At 66.6% G+C, this 16,232-nt stretch carries 12 protein-coding genes; 4 read left to right on the forward strand and 8 right to left on the reverse strand.

Going from position 1 to position 16,232, the window contains the following annotated elements:
• Window positions 1-148 precede the first annotated feature (148 nt).
• Window positions 149-1,429 (forward strand): ATP-dependent Clp protease ATP-binding subunit ClpX, encoded by a 1,281-nt coding sequence (gene clpX, locus AWB94_RS26930; RefSeq protein WP_062657907.1) that lies wholly within the window; start codon window positions 149-151, stop codon window positions 1,427-1,429.
• 7 nt (window positions 1,430-1,436) lie between these two features.
• Here clpX and AWB94_RS26935 read toward each other — a convergent pair whose 3' ends face one another.
• The 3 genes from AWB94_RS26935 to AWB94_RS26945 form a co-directional block, all read right to left on the reverse strand.
• Entirely contained in the window at window positions 1,437-2,801 is a 1,365-nt protein-coding gene (locus AWB94_RS26935) for a nucleotide disphospho-sugar-binding domain-containing protein (RefSeq protein WP_064961333.1), read from the reverse strand.
• Window positions 2,802-2,880: 79 nt separating this feature from the next.
• Window positions 2,881-3,702 (reverse strand): formate dehydrogenase accessory sulfurtransferase FdhD, encoded by an 822-nt coding sequence (gene fdhD / locus AWB94_RS26940; RefSeq protein WP_062657906.1) that lies wholly within the window; start codon window positions 3,700-3,702, stop codon window positions 2,881-2,883.
• On the reverse strand, window positions 3,690-5,987 hold the full coding sequence (locus AWB94_RS26945) for an FdhF/YdeP family oxidoreductase (RefSeq protein ID WP_062657905.1): 2,298 nt from the start codon (window positions 5,985-5,987) through the stop codon (window positions 3,690-3,692). Before AWB94_RS26945 ends, fdhD begins: the two co-directional genes overlap by 13 nt.
• Window positions 5,988-6,088: 101 nt before the next feature.
• On the opposite strand from AWB94_RS26945, the gene AWB94_RS26950 reads away from it, so the two are divergent.
• On the forward strand, window positions 6,089-7,018 hold the full coding sequence (locus AWB94_RS26950; RefSeq protein ID WP_062657904.1) for a LysR family transcriptional regulator: 930 nt from the start codon (window positions 6,089-6,091) through the stop codon (window positions 7,016-7,018).
• Window positions 7,019-7,050: 32 nt separating this feature from the next.
• Here the strand turns inward: AWB94_RS26950 and AWB94_RS26955 are convergent, their stop codons facing one another.
• Entirely contained in the window at window positions 7,051-8,547 is a 1,497-nt protein-coding gene (locus AWB94_RS26955; RefSeq protein WP_084395305.1) for an HNH endonuclease signature motif containing protein, read from the reverse strand.
• Window positions 8,548-8,740: 193 nt separating this feature from the next.
• On the opposite strand from AWB94_RS26955, the gene AWB94_RS26960 reads away from it, so the two are divergent.
• Together AWB94_RS26960 and AWB94_RS26965 are read left to right on the forward strand one after the other, a co-directional pair.
• The gene (locus AWB94_RS26960) at window positions 8,741-10,918 is read left to right on the forward strand and encodes a glutamine synthetase III family protein (protein WP_062657903.1); all 2,178 of its coding nucleotides are present in this window, start codon (window positions 8,741-8,743) and stop codon (window positions 10,916-10,918) included.
• 129 nt (window positions 10,919-11,047) lie between these two features.
• Entirely contained in the window at window positions 11,048-12,037 is a 990-nt protein-coding gene (locus AWB94_RS26965; RefSeq protein ID WP_062657902.1) for a Gfo/Idh/MocA family oxidoreductase, read from the forward strand.
• Between the two features lie 6 nt (window positions 12,038-12,043).
• On the opposite strand, the gene AWB94_RS26970 is transcribed toward AWB94_RS26965, so the two are convergent.
• From AWB94_RS26970 to AWB94_RS26985, 4 genes are all read right to left on the reverse strand, one after another.
• The gene (locus AWB94_RS26970; protein ID WP_062657901.1) at window positions 12,044-12,313 is read right to left on the reverse strand and encodes a metal-sensitive transcriptional regulator; all 270 of its coding nucleotides are present in this window, start codon (window positions 12,311-12,313) and stop codon (window positions 12,044-12,046) included.
• Between the two features lie 78 nt (window positions 12,314-12,391).
• Entirely contained in the window at window positions 12,392-12,754 is a 363-nt protein-coding gene (locus AWB94_RS26975) for a rhodanese-like domain-containing protein (protein WP_234811895.1), read from the reverse strand.
• Entirely contained in the window at window positions 12,751-15,663 is a 2,913-nt protein-coding gene (locus AWB94_RS26980; protein ID WP_062657900.1) for an MMPL/RND family transporter, read from the reverse strand. Before AWB94_RS26980 ends, AWB94_RS26975 begins: the two co-directional genes overlap by 4 nt.
• Window positions 15,660-16,106: an MmpS family transport accessory protein gene (locus AWB94_RS26985; protein ID WP_062657899.1), complete on the reverse strand. Its 447-nt coding sequence runs from the start codon at window positions 16,104-16,106 to the stop codon at window positions 15,660-15,662. Before AWB94_RS26985 ends, AWB94_RS26980 begins: the two co-directional genes overlap by 4 nt.
• Window positions 16,107-16,232: the final 126 nt, after the last annotated feature.

Below are 16,232 nucleotides of genomic sequence, written 5' to 3' on the forward strand. Positions count from 1 at the left end.
GAACAAATACCACCCACGCGATTCGGTGTTATCGGTCGCAACGGGATGGAGCGAACGGGTAGCGTCGGGTGAACACCCGGAGTTACCCGACGAACGGTGTGACAAGCGGTGTGACAACCGACGGCAACAGGAAGTAGGACGCACCCAGATGGCGCGTATCGGAGACGGCGGTGACCTGCTGAAGTGCTCGTTCTGTGGAAAGAGCCAAAAGCAGGTGAAGAAGCTCATCGCGGGTCCTGGCGTATACATCTGCGATGAGTGCATCGACCTGTGCAACGAGATCATCGAGGAGGAGCTGGCCGACGCCGACGACGTCAAACTCGACGAGCTGCCCAAGCCCGCGGAGATCCGTGAGTTCCTCGAGGGCTACGTCATCGGTCAGGACACCGCCAAGAAGACCCTCGCCGTGGCGGTCTACAACCACTACAAGCGCATCCAGGCACAGGAGAAGTCGCGCGATTCCCGCGCCGAGCCGGTCGAGCTGGCCAAATCGAACATCCTGATGCTCGGGCCCACCGGCTGCGGCAAGACCTACCTGGCGCAGACCCTGGCCAAGATGCTCAACGTCCCGTTCGCCATCGCCGACGCCACCGCGCTGACCGAGGCCGGCTATGTCGGTGAAGATGTCGAGAACATCCTGCTCAAGCTGATCCAGGCCGCCGATTACGACGTCAAGCGCGCCGAGACCGGCATCATCTATATCGACGAGGTCGACAAGATCGCCCGCAAGAGCGAGAACCCGTCGATCACCCGCGACGTGTCCGGTGAAGGCGTGCAGCAGGCCCTGCTGAAGATCCTGGAAGGCACGCAGGCGTCGGTGCCTCCGCAGGGCGGCCGCAAGCACCCGCACCAGGAGTTCATCCAAATCGACACCACCAACGTGCTGTTCATCGTCGCGGGTGCGTTCGCCGGGCTGGAGAAGATCGTCTCCGATCGCGTCGGCAAGCGCGGGCTGGGCTTCGGCGCCGAGGTGCACTCCAAGGCCGAGATCGACACCCAGGACCACTTCGCCGAGGTCATGCCCGAGGACCTGATCAAGTTCGGACTGATCCCGGAATTCATCGGCCGCCTGCCGGTCGTCGCCTCGGTGACCAACCTGGACAAGGAATCGCTGGTACAGATCCTGTCCAAGCCGAAGAACGCCCTCGTCAAGCAATACACCCGGCTGTTCGAGATGGACGGGGTCGAGCTGGAGATGACGCCGGAGGCGCTGGATGCCATCGCCGACCAGGCCATCCACCGCGGCACCGGCGCCCGCGGCCTGCGCGCCATCATGGAAGAGGTGCTGCAGCCGGCCATGTACGACATCCCCAGCCGCGACGATGTCGCCAAGGTGGTCGTCACCAAGGAGACCGTGCTGGACAACGTGCTGCCGACCATCGTGCCGCGCAAGCCGTCGCGGGCCGAGCGCCGGGACAAGACCGCCTGACGCCGGCTCAGCCCGCACGCCTCGACTCTGCCGACATGGCTGTGTTCCGCACCGGAACGCAGCCATGTCCTCGTCCAGGGCTCCGGTGCTCAGCGATCACCTCGTCCAGCAGTGCGGCGATCTCGGCCACCCCGTCCCGCTGGGCGAAGGCCGCCTCAAGCTCGCGAGCCCGGCGCCGATAGCGGTCGTCCCCCAAGATTTCCCGGACCGCCGCGCCGACGGCGGCGGCCGACGGCGTGCCGGTGCGCAGGTTGATGCCCGCCCCCGCCCACTCGACCCGGGCGGCGACCTCGGGCTTGTCCTCGGTGTTACCCGCGACCACCAGCGGCACGCCCGCCCCCAGCGCGCGCTGCACCGCGCCGTAGCCACCGTTGGTCACCATCGCGTCGACTTCCGGAAGTAGCACGTCATGCGGAATGTATTCGGTGACAACGGTATTGGCAGGCAACGTGATCCCGATCTGCTCCACCGGGCGCCCTCCGGTGCTCACCACCACCGTGACGTCCGCGTCGGCCAGCGCGGTGACGGCCGGCTCGATCAGGCGGGACAGATCGGCGTTGTCCACGGTGCCCTGGGTGACGTGCACCACCGGACGGTCTCGACCCAAGCGGTCCCACCAGACCGGCGGCCGGAACGCGGTCGCGGGTGTCGGTGTGACGGCGCCGACGAAGCGGACATTGCCGGGTAGATCGGAACGGGGATACTCGAACTCGGGCACGGTCGGCACGATCAGCCGGTCGGCGAGGACGCCGGAATCGAGCACGAAGGCGGGAGACTCGGGCAGACCCAGGACGTCGAGCATCGCGGTGAGCGAACGGTGCGCCGGCCGCAGCAGTACGCGCTGCGCCAGCAGGTTGAGCAGCCGGTTGCGGGCCCGGCCGGACAAGCCGGATCCAGGGAGCAGACCCATGCCGCTCGGGGCGGTATCACGACTGCTGAGAAGCAAGGGTGTCGTCGAGTAGGTCAGCACCGGCGGCCGATCCCGACGGCCACCGAGCAGCATCGGCAGGACGCCGAGGAAGAAGGCGTCGGTGAGCACCGCGTCGAACGTGTTGGCGGCCAGGGCATCTGCCAGTGCTGCGGCCTGATAGGGCAGTGGCCGCACGAAGACATGTTTGATGTCGAAGTTCACCCGTTCGATCCCCGACGTCTCGGCGCGGCCGGGCAGGTCGGCATCCAGTGCGCTGTCGTCGAAGTCGGCACCGGTGGGTAGCGGCAGCGGCTCGGCGCCGATGGCCCGGATCGCGTCGGCGTGCCGGGCCGAGGTCAGCACCGTGACGCGGTCACCACGCAGGACCAGGCCGCGAGCGACGTTGAGCAACGGGCCGATGTGGCCGATCGGCGGGCAAGAGGCGATGAGGATCGTTGGCATGTCCTCGATGTTCGCCGCCGGTGGTGCCCACCCGCTTGGAGATTGTCTGGAGAACGGCGGGAGATCGTGTTGTGGAGCGTTATCGGACCCGGTCGGGCCGGGTGTAGACGTTCATCGACTCACCGCGCAGGAACGCCACCAGGGTCAGTCCGGCCTGGGCCGCCAGGTCCACTGCCAGTGACGACGGCGCCGAGACGGCGGCCAGGATGGGAATGCCGGCCATCACCGCTTTTTGGGTCAGCTCGAACGATGCCCGCCCACTGACCAGAAGTACGGTGCCCGACAACGGGATTCGGCGGCTCTCCAACGCCCAGCCGATGGCCTTGTCGACGGCGTTGTGCCGGCCGATGTCCTCGCGGACCACCAGCTCGGTGCCGTCGGTGCCGAACAGAGCGGCCCCGTGCAGGCCTCCGGTGGTGGCGAACACCTTCTGCGCCTTGCGGAGCTTGGTGGGCAGCGCGCTGAGCACCTCCGGTGCGACGGTGGTCGGATCGTCACCGGGGGAGTGCCGGCTGATCAGCCGTACGGCCTCCAGCGAGGCCTTGCCGCACACCCCACACGACGAGGTCGCATAGAAGTTGCGGGTCAGGTCCACGTCGGGAGCGGGGACACCGGGGGCTAGGGTCACGTCCAGCACGTTGTAGGTGTTGACACCGTCGTCCGTCGCGCCTTGGCAGTACCGCACCGTGGCGATGTCGTCGCGGCCGGTGACGATGCCCTCGGTGAGCAGAAAGCCTTGGGCCAGTTCGATGTCCGAGCCCGGGGTGCGCATGGTGACGGTCAGCGGGGCGCCGTTGACCCGGATCTCCAGCGGCTCTTCGACGACGAGCGTGTCCGGCCTGGCCACCACCCCATCGGCGGTGCGGTGGCTGATCGGCCGGCGCGTGGTTACCCGACCCATGGTTCCAGCCTGACAACGACAGCCTTGGACACCGGCGTGTTGGATCTGACGGCCGTATGATCCAGTGGCACCAGGGGATTCGTCTCGGGGTAGTACGCGGCGGCGTTGCCGGCCGGGGTGGAGTACGCCACGATGCGGAAGTCCTCAGCCCGCCGCTCCCGGCCTTCGAACTCCGAGATGAGGTTCACCCGGTCCCCGTCATGGAAACCGAGCGCCGCGATATCGGCCGGGTTGACGAACACCACCCGTCGGCCGCCCTTCACCCCGCGATACCGGTCGTCCAAACCGTAGATGGTGGTGTTGTACTGGTCGTGGCTGCGCAGCGTCTGCAACACCAGCCGGCCGGGTGGCACCGGCACCCATTCCAACGGGTACAGCGAGAAGTTCGCCTTGCCGGTGTGGGTGGGGAATTCTCGGGAGTCGCGGGGCGGATGAGGGAGCTGGAATCCGTCCGGCTGGCGCACCCGGGCGTTGTAGTCGGCGCAGCCGGGCACCACGTCGGCGATGGCGTCGCGGATCAGGTCGTAGTCGGCGTTGAACGTCTCCCACGGCACCGGGTGATCGGGCCCCAGCAGCGTGCGGGCCAGCTGACAGACGATGGCCACCTCGCTGCGCACCTGATCGCTGGGCGGGTGCAGGTTACCGCGCGAGAGGTGCACCATCGACATCGAATCCTCCACCGAGACCAGCTGTTTGCCGGCACGTTGGAAGTCCTTGTCGGTGCGGCCCAGCGTCGGCAGGATCACCGCGGTGCGGCCGTGCACCAGGTGGCTGCGGTTCAGTTTGGTCGAAATCTGCACCGTCAGAGCGCAATTGCGCAGTGCTGCCTCGGTGACGGCGGTGTCGGGGGTGGCGGAGACGAAGTTGCCGCCCATCCCGATGAACGTCTTGGCGCGACCGTCGCGCATCGCCCGGATACCGTCGACGGTGTCATGGCCGTGCTTGCGCGGGCTGATGATGCCGAACCGGGCGTCCAGCGCGGCCAGGAAGGCCTCGGGCATCTTCTCCCAGATGCCCATGGTTCGGTCGCCCTGGACATTGGAATGCCCACGCACCGGACACACCCCGGCACCCGGCTTGCCGATCATGCCGCGCATCAGCAGCAGGTTGGTGGCCTCGCCGATCGTCGCAACCGCGTGCCGCTGCTGGGTCAGGCCCATGGCCCAGCAGATCACCGTGCGTTGCGATTGGGCGAACATCGCTGCCACCCGCCGCATTTGGGTGTCGTCGACGCCGGTGGCCTCGGTCACCGCCTGCAGGTCGACGGCCCGGGTCTGGGTCTCATAGGCATCGAAACCGGCGCAGTGCGCGTCGACGAACGCGCGGTCGACAACGGTGCCCGGTGCGGCGTCCTCGGCTTCCAGCAGCAGCCGGCCCAACCCCGCGAACAGCGCCATATCCCCGCCGATGCGGATCTGCACGAACTCGTCGGCGATCGCGATGCCATGCCCGACGACGCCGCGCACCTTCTGCGGATCCTTGAACCGCATCAACCCGGCCTCCGGCAGCGGGTTGATGGCAATGATCCTGGCGCCGTTGCCTTTCGCCTTCTCCAGCACCGACAACATGCGGGGATGGTTGGTGCCGGGGTTCTGGCCGGCGATGACGATCAGGTCGGCATGCTCGATATCGTCGACGGTGACCGACCCCTTGCCGATGCCGATCGAGTCGACCAGGGCGGTGCCCGAGGACTCGTGGCACATGTTCGAGCAGTCCGGCAGGTTGTTGGTGCCGAAGCTGCGCACCAGCAGCTGGTACAGGAAGGCGGCCTCGTTGCTGGTTCGCCCCGAGGTGTAGAACAGCGCCTCGTCGGGGGAGTCCAGCGCGGTCAGCTCGTCGGCGATCAGCCGGTAGGCCGCGTCCCAGTCGATGGGTTCGTAGTGGCTGGCGCCGGGCCGCAACACCATGGGCTCGGTCAACCGGCCCTGCTGCGACAGCCAGTACTCGGGCTTCTCGGCCAGCTCGGCCACCGAATGCCTGGCGAAGAAGTCCGCCGTGACACGTCGTCTGGTGGCTTCCTCGGCGACGGCCTTGGCGCCGTTCTCGCAGAATTCGGCCAGCTTGCGTCCGCCGTGTTCCTCGGGCCACGCACAGCCGGGACAGTCGAAACCGTGCCGCTGGTTCAGCCGGGAAAGCGCGGCCAGCGTGCGGGCCGGACCCATCTGCTCCAGGCCGCGCTGCATGCTGACCATGACGGCTTTCACCCCGGCGGCCTCGTGCTTGGCGCCGGTGACCGAGACGTCGCGTTCGTCGTAGCTTGCGTCGACGTCCTCGGTGCTGGTCATGCTCTCCAATCTAATCCTGCGAACCGGCCGCGAGCCCATGATGCCGGCGGTCGGTATTCGGTATTTGACATGCAGTGATAGCCGGCGTCTATCGTCAGACGATGGCCGGCGATGTGTTGCTGCAACACCTGGACTATCTGCTGGCGCTGGCCGCCGAGCGGCACTTCGGGCGGGCCGCCGCCCGCAGCCACATCAGCCAGCCGACGCTGTCGGTGGCGATCCGCCGGCTGGAGCGCGATCTGGGCATCGTGATCGTGCAACGCGGCCGTCGTTTCGAGGGATTCACCGAGGAAGGGCAGCGGGTCGTCGTCTGGGCGCAGCGGATCATCGCCGAGCGCGACGAGATGCTGGCCGACCTGGAGCGGATGCGCGGCCGGCTGACCGTCACCGCGCGGCTGGGCGCGATCCCGACGGCGGTGCCGGCCAGTCCGTTCATCACCGCGGAGTTCCTGCACCGTAATCCGGCCGCCTCGGTGCGCATCGAGGCGTTGTCGTCACGTGAGATCGCCCGGCGGCTGGCCGATTTCGAGATCGACGCCGGGTTGACCTACCTCGACGACGAGGCGCCGCCCGGGACCCGGTCGGTCGAGTTGTACCGCGAGCAGTACGTCTTGATTGCGTCGGTGGACAATCCGCTGGCCGGCCGGCCGGAGGTGAGCTGGGCCGACGCGGCCGGTTTGGAGCTGTGCGTGCTGACCACCACGATGCGTAATCGGCGCATCCTGGACGCGAACATGGCCGCCGAGGGTGTGCACTACCGTCCGGTCGTGGAGGCGGATTCGGTGGATGCGCTGTACGCGCACCTGACGCATGCCCGGCGGGCCACCATCGCGTCCACCGCGTGGCTGCCGCGGTTGGGTGTGCCACCGGGTTTTGCGGCGCGGCCGATGGTCAAACACGGCCCGAGTCCGGCGATCGGGTTGGTGGTGCTGGACCGTGCCCCGGCATCCATCGTGGCGGCTGCCCTCGTTGCCGTGGCCGAGGGAATCGATCTCGGCGCACGGATCGACACCGCGACCCGCTCTTTGTGAGTCGCGGCCCGGGGGACCGGGCGGGCCGCCGGTCATGGCCCGCGCATTCCCGTGCCGCCGTGGGCGTGGTCGGTGCCGGCGCCGTGGTCGGCAAGCCATGGCTGGACGCCGTCCCGTGCGGGCGCGGCGCTCGGGCTGCGCGGAGATTGCGGCTCCTCGTCGACCGGTCGCAGGAGCAGCTCGGGCCGGTGCAGATAGTTGACTCGCTGTTGGCCATGGTCGAGCCACGGTGGCGGCTGCCATTCGACCTCGCCGCGACCGTTGATCGTGGTGGTGTAGCCCCCGTCGCGGTGCACCATGCGGTTGTCGGGCCCGCACGCCAATGCCATCTCGTCCACGTTGGTGTTGCCGCCGCGCGCCCAATCCGCCACCGCATGATGCACTTCGCTGCCGTAGGCACCGACGGTGCAACCCGGTTTGGTACAGCCGCCGTCGCGCGCGATGAGCATGATCCGTTGTGCGTGTGACGCGGTACGGCGCGCCCGGAACAGCGCGAGGGCCGACCCGGTGGCCTTGTCGAACACGGCCAGATGATGGTTGGCATGGGCCGCCATCCGGATGACGTCCCGGATGGGCACCTTGGTGCCGCCGCCGGTGACGCCGATCCCGGCGCGGGATTCCAGATCCTGCAAGGTGGTCCGGATGATCACCGAGACGGGCAATCCGTTGAGCTGACCGAGTTCACCGCTCATCAGAGCGATCCGGCCGATGGCGATCAACGCGTCGTGCCGGCGCTGGGCCGGGGTGCGGTGGTCGTTGTCGATCTGCGCTTGCGTCGGGGTGCCGGAGGTGCACGGTTCGTCGTCCGCCGGGTTGCACATCCCCGGCGCCGCGAATCTGGCGAAGAGCACCTCGAAGACCGCCGTCGCTTCCGGGGTGAAGTTCGCGCTGGCCGGCGTCATCGCATCACGGCCCTGCTTGCCCATCGTGAGCCCGCGCTTGCGTTCGCGCTCGGCGTCCTCGGGTACGGGTCCGTCCTGATCGAGCAGGAACAAGCGCAGCTCGGCCGTGTCCTTGAGTTCTTTGGGTCCCACGCCGGTGGCGATGCGCACCAGGTCGATCTCGAACTGCTCCCGGGTGGTGGTGTCGACGAATCCCGGCAGGCGGTCGATGACATCCCGCAGGACGTCGACGTGGCCGCCGTTGATGAGCCCGGCGGCTTGCGCGGCGGCGACGGCGGCCAAGGCCGGCCGCAGTGGCTCACCCGTCAATGACCGGCGCGGCGCCAGATCGGCGGTCTCCGCCAGACGGCGGCCGGCCTCGGCGGTGGACAGCCGCCAACGAATGCGCAGCAGCGCGTTCCAGGACTTCGCACCCAGCTGCTGCGGGGTGCCGTCGGCTTGTAGTTGCGCCAGCATCCGGTGCGACTGGGCGGGCAGGCGGCAGGTGAGGGCCTCGTACTCGTCCATCAGGGTCAGCAACTCGGCCCGCGTGAGTGCTTGGAGTTCGCAGGCCGCCAAGGCCTCGTAGGCGGCGCGTAAGGCCGCCATCGCGTCGGACGCGGTTGTCGACATGATTCGAACATATATTCGACCACCGACAGATTCGGCGTGCGTGGGACGGGTGAAACGCAAGTGACGGCAAAGCGCAGCGTCTTTGCCAAAGAAAGGATCGCGTATGCCCTGTTACAACCGAATCGTGTCCTTGACGCGCACGTAACAGGTTTGCCATCGAAGGTTCCTACCGTGGGTCGGTCAAGCACGCGCAGCGATAGGAACTCCATTGAGTGGTAATGCCGTCCGCCTCCAGGCGATCACCAACGTCGAGGGCTACGTGCCGCCGGCCATCAGCTTCGACCCGACCGAAGCCCCGGGCGAGATCTTCGGGTCCAACGTCTTCACCAAGGCCGAGATGCAGTCCCGGCTGCCGAAATCCATCTACAAGTCCGTCGTGGCGACCATCGAGAAGGGCGCCAAGCTGGACCCGGCGATCGCCGATGCCGTCGCCGCCGCCATGAAGGACTGGGCGTTGGAGAAGGGCGCCACCCATTACGCACACGTGTTCTACCCGATGACCGGATTGACCGCCGAGAAGCATGACAGCTTCCTGGAGCCGATCTCCGATGGTCAGACGCTGGCCGAGTTTGCCGGCAAGACCCTGATCCAGGGTGAGCCGGACGCCTCCAGCTTCCCGTCGGGCGGCCTGCGCTCCACTTTCGAGGCCCGCGGCTACACCGGTTGGGACGTCACCAGCCCGGCCTACATCCTGGAGAACCCGAACGGCAACACGCTGTGCATCCCCACGGTGTTCGTGTCGATGACGGGTGAGGCGCTGGACTACAAGACGCCGCTGCTGCGCAGCCAGCAGGCGATGGGTACGCATGCCGAGCGGATCCTGAAGCTGTTCGGGCACAAGGACTTCGACCACATCGTGTCGTTCTGCGGTCCCGAGCAGGAGTACTTCCTGGTCGACCGGCACTTCTTTCTGGCCCGTCCCGACCTGATCAACGCCGGCCGCACGCTGTTCGGCGCCAAGCCGCCCAAGGGGCAGGAGTTCGACGACCACTACTTCGGCGCCGTCCCCGAGCGGGTGCTCGGTTTCATGATGGACACCGAGCGTGAGCTGTTCAAGCTCGGCATCCCGGCCAAGACCCGGCACAACGAGGTCGCACCAGGCCAGTTCGAGATCGCGCCGATGTTCGAGCGGGCCAATATCGCCGCCGACCACCAGCAGCTGCTGATGACCATCTTCCGCAACATCGCCAAGAAGCACGGCATGGAGTGCCTGTTCCACGAGAAGCCGTTCGCCGGCGTCAACGGCTCGGGTAAGCATGTGAACTTCTCGGTCGGCAACGCCCAGTTCGGCAGCCTGCTGGTACCGGGTGACACGCCGCACGAGAACGCCCAGTTCCTGGTCTTCTGCGCCGCCGTCATCCGCGCCGTGCACAAGTACGCCGGGCTGCTGCGGGTATCGGTCGCCTCGGCCACCAACGACCACCGTCTCGGCGCCAACGAGGCCCCGCCCGCCATCATCTCGATCTTCCTGGGTGCTCAGCTGGCCGACGTGTTCGAGCAGATCGCCAAAGGTGCTGCCACCTCGTCGAAGGGCAAAGGCAGCATGATCATCGGCGTCGACACCCTGCCCGAGCTGCCGACCGACCCGGGCGACCGCAACCGCACCAGCCCGTTCGCGTTCACCGGCAACCGGTTCGAGTTCCGGGCGCCGGGTTCGGGGCAGACCATCAACGTCCCGATGATCATCCTGAACACGATCATGGCCGATTCCCTGGACTACATGGCCACCGTGCTGGAGAAGGCCGTCGCCGACGGCACCGAGTTCGACGCGGCGGTGCAGCAGCTGCTCACCGACATCATCACCGAGCACGGCGCCGTCGTGTTCAACGGTGACGGCTACTCCGACAACTGGCAGATCGAGGCCGCCGAGCGTGGCCTGCCCAACCTCAAGACCACGCTGGATGCGATCCCCGAGCTGATCAAGCCCGAGGCCGTCGCGGTGTTCGAGAAGTACGGCGTGTTCAACGAGCGCGAGTTGCACAGCCGCTACGAGGTGCGCCTGGAGCAGTACGCGCTGACCATCGGTGTGGAGGCCAAACTCGCCCTGGAACTGGGGACGACGGTCATCCTGCCGGCCGCGATCCGTTATCAGACCGAGTTGGCGCAGAACGCCGCGACGCTCAAGGCCGCCGGGATCGAGCCGGACCTGTCTCTGCTGGAAGGGGTTTCGAAGCCGATCGCCGAGTTGTCGTCGGCGCTGGCGACCTTGAAGGCGGCGCTGGCCGACCATTCCGCGGAGTCCGCCCTCGACGAGGCCAAGCATGCCCAGTCGGCACTGCTGCCCGCGATGGACGCCGTGCGTGCCGCCGCGGACACCCTGGAAGGCGTGGTGGCCGACGACCTGTGGCCGCTGCCGACGTACCAGGAGATGCTCTACATCCTCTGACGATTACCGGTTTGTGCGGTTTCATCCGCGGCGCGCCGGCGTCCGCGGATGGAACCGCACAAACGCGTCAGGGCGGGGTAAACGGGTATAACGCTTTTTGTTAAGACATTAAGATGTAATACTCGGCTCATGACCGTACGCGTAGGTGTGATCGGGGTCGGCGTCATGGGCGCCGACCATGCCCGCAAGCTCGCCCGGGTGATCTCGGGCTCGGACCTGGTCGCCGTCACCGATTTCAACGGCGAGGTCGCCGGTGCGGTGGCTGCCGAACTCGGTGCCCGGGTGCAGCCGGACGGGCAGGCGCTGATCGCCGACACCGACGTGGACGCCGTGGTCATCGCGACCCGCGACGACACCCACGCCGATCTGGTGCGTGCCGCGCTGCGGGCGGGCAAGCCCGTCATGTGCGAAAAGCCTTTGGCCCCAACGGCGGCGGAGTGCCGCGAACTCGTCTCAGCCCAGCGGGAACTGGCCCCGACGGTCGATCTGGTGACGGTCGGTTTCATGCGCCGGTTCGACCCGCCGTACGTGGCGCTGCGGGAACGCGTGCGCGACGGTGCTCTCGGCGCGCCGTTGATGGTGCACGGCATCAGCCGCAATGTGTCCAGCGCCCCCGGTGGTGATTCGGCCTCGTCGATCACCAACTCGGCGATCCACGAGCTCGACATCATGCCCTGGCTGCTGGACTCCCCGATCGTGGAGGTCAGCTATCAGCACGGCCGCTCCTGCGAGCACTCCGGCACCCGGCAGGACCCTCAGTTCTACCTCCTGCGTACGGCGTCCGGAGTGCTGGTGACCGTCGAACTGTTCCTCAATGCACGCTACGGGTACGAAACCCGCTGCGAGGTCGTCATGGAGACCGGTACTGCCGCCCTGGCGCTGCCCGCGCACGTCGTCACCGATGCCGAAAGCCGTCGGGCCGTTGATTATCCGGCCGACTGGATCCCACGGTACGGCGATGCCTACCGCATCGAACTGCAGGAGTGGGTGGACTCCGTCGCGGCCGGCCGGCCCTCGTCGTTGGCCACCGCCGAGGACGGCTTGCGGGCGGCGCTTGTCGCCGACGCCCTCATCGAGTCGATGAATTCCGGCGGCCGTTGGGTCGAGGTCGTGGACTGAGCGCGGTCAGGCGAGCGCGAGAAACAGCTTCTCCAGTTCGGCTTCGGTCATCGGGTCCGAACCGTCGGCCGTCTCGCCGGCGATGCACTCGCGCAGCCCGGTCGCGACGATCTTGAAGCCGGCCCGGTCCAACGCCCGGGACACCGCGGCCAGCTGCGTCACCACGTCCTTGCAGTCTCGACCCTGCTCGATCATCGAGATCACGCCGGCAAGCTGACCCTGCGCGCGACGCAGCCGGTTCAGCACCGCCGTGATGTTTTCCTGGTCACCGCTCATGGTTCACGTCCTTCACTGTCGCTCCACCGCAACATCGTACCCACGGGGGTATATTCCCGGCGGAAGCTGCGCCCCGTGTCAGATGATGGCACCGGCCGTGCCGTCGTCGCGGATGACGCGCAGCCCGGCTTGCTGCCACGCTGTCATGCCGCCGTGGACGTTGTAGACCGTCACGCCGACGGCCGCGAGCCGAGTTGCCGCGGCACCGGATCTGCGTCCCGACTTGCAGACGGCGACGACGGGAACCCCGCTGTCGAAGGTGCGTACATCCAGATCGCCCAACCGCAGGTGTACCGCGCCTGGCGCGTGACCGGCCGCCCATTCGTCGTCTTCGCGAACGTCGAGCAGGATGGCACCCGAGTCGGCGACGACGGCGTCCGCCGCGACCGGATCGATGTCGATGACGCTCATCTCGGGCCCGGGGTTCTCGTGTTCTGTCATGCCGAAACCTCCTCGTGTTGTTGATCGTTACCGTCGGCCTCCGATGCCGGTGGTGGTGTGTTGCGGACCGCCGGGCGCCAGCGGACTCTGAGCGGCCACCAGAACCAGGGGCCCAGGAGCGCCGCGATGGACGGAGTCATCAGCGAGCGCACGATCAAGGTGTCGAGCAGCAGCCCGATGCCGATGGTGGTGCCACCCTGTCCCACATTCAGCAGGTCGCCGGACGCCATGGCGCCCATGGTGAACGCGAAGACAAGACCCGCGGCGGTCACGACGCTGCCGGTGCTGCCCATCGACCGGATGATCCCGGTCTTGATGCCGGCGCCGATCTCTTCCTTGAACCGTGAGACCAGCAGGAGGTTGTAGTCGCTGCCGACGGCCATCAGGATGATGACGGCGAACGCGAGCACGATCCAGTTCAGTTCGATGCCGATCACCCGTTCCCAGACCAGCACCGAGAGACCGAATGCGGCCCCGAGCGACAACACCACGGTGCCGACGATCACCAGTGATGCGACCAGTGCCCGGGTGATCACGATCATGACCAGAAAGATCAACGTCAGCGCCGCGAACGCGGCGATCATGGTGTCGTATTTGGCGCCGGCCTGGATGTCTCGGTAGGTCGCGGCGGTCCCGGTCAGGGTGATCTCCGAACCGGCCAGCGAGGTGCCCTTCACCGCTTCGTGGGCGGCGACGAGTTCGTCGCCGACGGTCGAAATCCCTTCTTCGGTGGCGGGATCGACGTCGTGGGTGATGATCAGACGTGCGGCCTTGCCGTCGGGGGACAGGAACAGTGCGAGTCCCTTCTGGAAGTCCGGGTTGGCGAAGACTTCTGGTGGGAGGTAGAAGTAGTCGTCGCTCTTGGAGGCGTCGAAGGCCTCGCCCATCGCGGTGGCGGTGTCGGTCATCTGCTGCATCTGGTCGATCAGCCCGGCGAAGCTGCTGTGGATCGTCTGCAGCGTCTGCTGCATCGCCGTTGCCGTCGAGATGATCGGTGGGAGTTGGCTGACCAGCTGCGGGACCAATGCGTCGATGTCGCCCATCCCGTTCGTCATGGCGTCCATGTCCTTCAGCAGTACGCCCATGTTGTCACTGAGGGTGGCTACACCGTCGATGGCATCGAATGCCGACCGCACGCCCCAGCACGCCGGGATGTTGAAGCAGTTTGGCTCCCAGTAGAAGTAATTGCGGATCGGCCGGACTTCGTCGTCGAAATCGGCCAGGTGGTCCCGCATCGTGTCGACCGACGCCTTGAGGGTGTTCGCGTCCTCGACCGTGTTGTCGGCCGCGGCGCTGGTGCGGTGCATGGCTTCGGAGAACGTGACCATCAGGTTCTGTATCCGGGTCATCGAGTCGATCATCGAGCCCAGGTTGGCCGACATCGATTCGATGTCGCCCACGCGTTGCTTCAGGAATTGCAGATTCTGGGTGATGGGTACCGACTGCATGCTGACCTGATAGGGAATGGAGCTGTGCGCGATCGGTGATCCCAGCGGCCGGGTGATGCTCTGGACCATGGCGATGCCACGAACTCTGAACAGCGCCTTGGCTATTCGGTCCAGCACGATCATGTCGGTGGAATTGCGCATGTCGTGGTCGGATTCGACCATGAGGATGTCGGGGTTCAGCCGTGCTGCGCTGAAATGCTTCTCGGCCGCGGTGTAGCCGATGTTGGCCGGCACGTCGGCGGGAATGTAGTGCCGGTCGTTGTAACTTGTCCGGTACCCGATGACGGCGAGGACGCCGAGAATGGTGATGGCCGTCGCCACCGCGAGAATCGGTTTGGGCCAGCGGACGGTAGCGGTGCCGATCCGGCGCCATCCCTTGGTCTTCATCTTCCGCTTCGGGTCCAGCAAGCCGAATCTGCTTGCCACCACCAGGATGGCCGGGGCGACGGTGAGTGACGCCGCGACGGCGACGATCAGCGCGATTGCCGACGGATAGGCCAGCGACTTGAAGTAGGCCAAGCGGGTCAGACGCAGACACAACATCGCACCCGCGATGGTCAGGCCCGAGCCGAGAATCACATGAGCGACGCCGTGGAAGGCGGTGTAATAGGCCGATTCCGGGTCTTCGTCCTTCTGGCGGGCCTCCTGGTAGCGGCCGATCAGGAAGATCGCGTAATCGGTCCCGGCCGCGATGGCCAGGGCCGTCAGCAGCGGGACGGAGAAGGTCGAGAAGTCGATCACCCGGAAGTGGCCCAACAGGGCGACGGCCCCTCGCGCGGAGCCCATCTCGATGCCGACGATGGCGAGAATGAGCAGAACCGTGCCGATCGAACGGTAGACGATCAGCAGCATGATCGTGATCACGACCATGGTGACCACGGTCATCTTGACCATGCTCTTGTCGCCGGTCTCCAGCGAGTCGGTGGTCAAAGGGGCGGGGCCGGTGACATAGACGTGCAGTCCGGCCGGCGGCGGGGTGCGGTCGACGATGTTGCGCACGGCCTCGACTGATTCGTTGCCCAAGGTACTGCCCTGGTCCCCGGCGAGGTTCAGCTGAACGTAGGCCGCCTTTCCGTCGGCGCTCTGCACCCCGGCCGCCGTGATCAGATCACCCCAGAAGTTCTGCACGTGCTCGACATGCACGCTGTCGCGTTCGAAGCCGGCGATCAGTTCGTCGTAGTAGCGGTGTGCCGCATCGCCGAGCCGGTCGTCGCCGGTGAGCACCACCATCGCGATGCTGTCTGAGGTGGATTCGGCGAACTTCGCCCCCATTTTCTTGGCCGCGATCACCGAGGGGGCGTCCTGTGGGGACATCGATACCGCATTGTGCTTACTGACCGACTCGACCTGGGGGAGAAGCAGATTGAGCCCTGCGGTGATCGCCACCCACGCCAGGATGATGGGGATGGCGCCGGCGCGGATCGTGCGGGCGATCAGCGGGCGTGCGGCGTGGTCGCTCATGCGGCTTTGTCCAGACAGAACGCCTGCGCGTCGCGGCCCGCGGCATGGTGCTCGGCGACCACCTTGTCATTGACCAGGATGCGGCAACTCAGTGAGGTGCTGTCGCCCTGAGCGACCACATTCGCCAAGATCCCGGGAGCTGTGGTGACGACGTCGACCGACCATGGCAAGGCCGTGAAGGTCGCTTCATGGGTCTTTCCGTCGGCGTCGAGGAAGCTCACCTGGCCGTTCGTGGTCGGAGGGCCGACGACCTCATAGGTGACGCGCTTGGTGTTGAACGGCACGATGGCGTCGACGCGCTCGGACCCGGCGACGAACGGCAGATCGGAGTCGAAGAACGTGCGCAGCCGGCTCACCACCGCCACGGCGGCCATGAGGGTCAGCACCACCACGGCGACCACCCAAAACCGTTGTAACCAGCCGAACAACGACGGCATCTTCATTACTTCGCCCTATCGCAGATGTGTGCACCGGTCCTCGCCGACGCGCAGGATCACCATACGGGTTTATACCCCCTACGGTATATACGCTCAGATCGTAACCTAGTGCGATCTTTCCATAGATACCAT

This window comes from Mycolicibacterium canariasense (assembly GCF_002101555.1).
Lineage (GTDB): Bacteria > Actinomycetota > Actinomycetes > Mycobacteriales > Mycobacteriaceae > Mycobacterium > Mycobacterium canariasense.

Excerpts from the sequence above, each read along its gene's own strand:
- AWB94_RS26965 (WP_062657902.1), top strand. The coding sequence starts at position 11,048 with ATGACCGTACGCGTAGGTGTGATCGGGGTCGGCGTCATGGGCGCCGAC.
- AWB94_RS26975 (WP_234811895.1), bottom strand. The coding sequence starts at position 12,754 with ATGACAGAACACGAGAACCCCGGGCCCGAGATGAGCGTCATCGACATC.
- fdhD (WP_062657906.1), bottom strand. The coding sequence starts at position 3,702 with ATGGGTCGGGTAACCACGCGCCGGCCGATCAGCCACCGCACCGCCGAT.
- clpX (WP_062657907.1), top strand. The coding sequence starts at position 149 with ATGGCGCGTATCGGAGACGGCGGTGACCTGCTGAAGTGCTCGTTCTGT.
- AWB94_RS26945 (WP_062657905.1), bottom strand. The coding sequence starts at position 5,987 with ATGACCAGCACCGAGGACGTCGACGCAAGCTACGACGAACGCGACGTC.
- AWB94_RS26980 (WP_062657900.1), bottom strand. The coding sequence starts at position 15,663 with ATGAGCGACCACGCCGCACGCCCGCTGATCGCCCGCACGATCCGCGCC.
- AWB94_RS26950 (WP_062657904.1), top strand. The coding sequence starts at position 6,089 with ATGGCCGGCGATGTGTTGCTGCAACACCTGGACTATCTGCTGGCGCTG.
- AWB94_RS26970 (WP_062657901.1), bottom strand. The coding sequence starts at position 12,313 with ATGAGCGGTGACCAGGAAAACATCACGGCGGTGCTGAACCGGCTGCGT.
- AWB94_RS26985 (WP_062657899.1), bottom strand. The coding sequence starts at position 16,106 with ATGAAGATGCCGTCGTTGTTCGGCTGGTTACAACGGTTTTGGGTGGTC.
- AWB94_RS26935 (WP_064961333.1), bottom strand. The coding sequence starts at position 2,801 with ATGCCAACGATCCTCATCGCCTCTTGCCCGCCGATCGGCCACATCGGC.